Source organism: Gammaproteobacteria bacterium (assembly GCA_028817255.1).
Lineage (GTDB): Bacteria > Pseudomonadota > Gammaproteobacteria > Porifericomitales > Porifericomitaceae > Porifericomes > Porifericomes azotivorans.
On record JAPPQA010000150.1, the window covers coordinates 1 to 1173 of the forward strand.

General features: G+C 69.3%; 1 protein-coding gene. It reads left to right on the top strand.

The window, feature by feature from the left end; translation table 11 throughout:
• The first annotated feature begins 69 nt into the window (after positions 1-69).
• Positions 70-1110 (top strand): Holliday junction branch migration DNA helicase RuvB, encoded by a 1041-nt coding sequence (gene ruvB, locus OXU43_06455; protein MDD9824794.1) that lies wholly within the window; start codon positions 70-72, stop codon positions 1108-1110.
• The last annotated feature ends 63 nt before the right edge of the window (positions 1111-1173 follow it).

Here is a 1173-nt window from a genome sequence, read left to right on the forward strand (position 1 = left end):
GGCGCCAATCGTTGGCGCCGCCCGCATCTGGTTGCGATCGGTGCCCCCAGCAGGGAGAATAGCGGCGTTGTGAGCGAGGCCAACCCCGTTCTTTCTCCTGCCGCCGGCCCCGAAGAGGGCGGCCTGGACCGCGCTCTGCGCCCGCGGCTGTTGCGCGATTACATCGGCCAGCCTTCCCTGCACGAGCAGATGGAGGTGTTCATCGGCGCGGCCCGCAAGCGCGGCGAACCGCTGGATCATTTGTTGCTCTGTGGCCCGCCGGGACTGGGGAAGACCACGCTGGCTTACATCGTCGGCCACGAGATGGGGGTGGGTCTGCGCCAAACCTCGGGGCCGGTGCTGGAGCGCCCCGGCGACCTGGCCGCGATGCTGACCAATCTGGAGGAGCGCGACGTGCTGTTTATAGACGAGATGCACCGCCTGAGTCCGGTGGTGGAGGAGGTGCTCTATCCTGCCATGGAAGATTTCCGCATAGACATTATGATCGGCGAGGGCCCCGCCGCGCGCGCCATCCGGCTGGACGTGCCGCCGTTCACCCTGATCGGGGCCACCACCCGCGCCGGCCTGCTGACCTCGCCGTTGCGCGACCGCTTCGGCATCGTGCAGCGCCTGGAGTTCTATGGGACGGAAGAGCTGGCCCGCATCGTGCGCCGCTCGGCAGGTATCCTGGGGGTCGCGGTGGAGGATGACGGCGCTGTGGAGATCGCGCGGCGCGCCCGCGGCACGCCGCGCATCGCCAACCGGCTCTTGCGGCGCGCCCGCGATTATGCCGAGGTGCGCGGCGACGGCCGGGTAACGCGGGACGGCGCCCGGGCGGCCCTGGACCTGTTGAAGGTGGATGCCCACGGTCTGGACGAGATGGACCGCCGCTTTCTCAGCATGATCATAGAGAAATTCGACGGTGGGCCGGTGGGGATTGACAGTCTCGCCGCGTCGCTCAACGAGGAGCGCGATACCCTGGAGGACGTGGTCGAACCCTACCTGTTGCAGCAGGGCTTTTTGGCACGGACGCACCGCGGCCGGATCGCGACCCGCCTCGCCTGGCAGCGGCTCGGGTTGCCAGGGCCGAACGGCGGCGGGGATGCGCCACGGTTGTTTCCCGAACAGTAGCGTTGATCCTGGCCTCCCTCGCTTTGCCCGCGCCCGCGTCGGCGCCCGGTCCCGGTGCCCGCC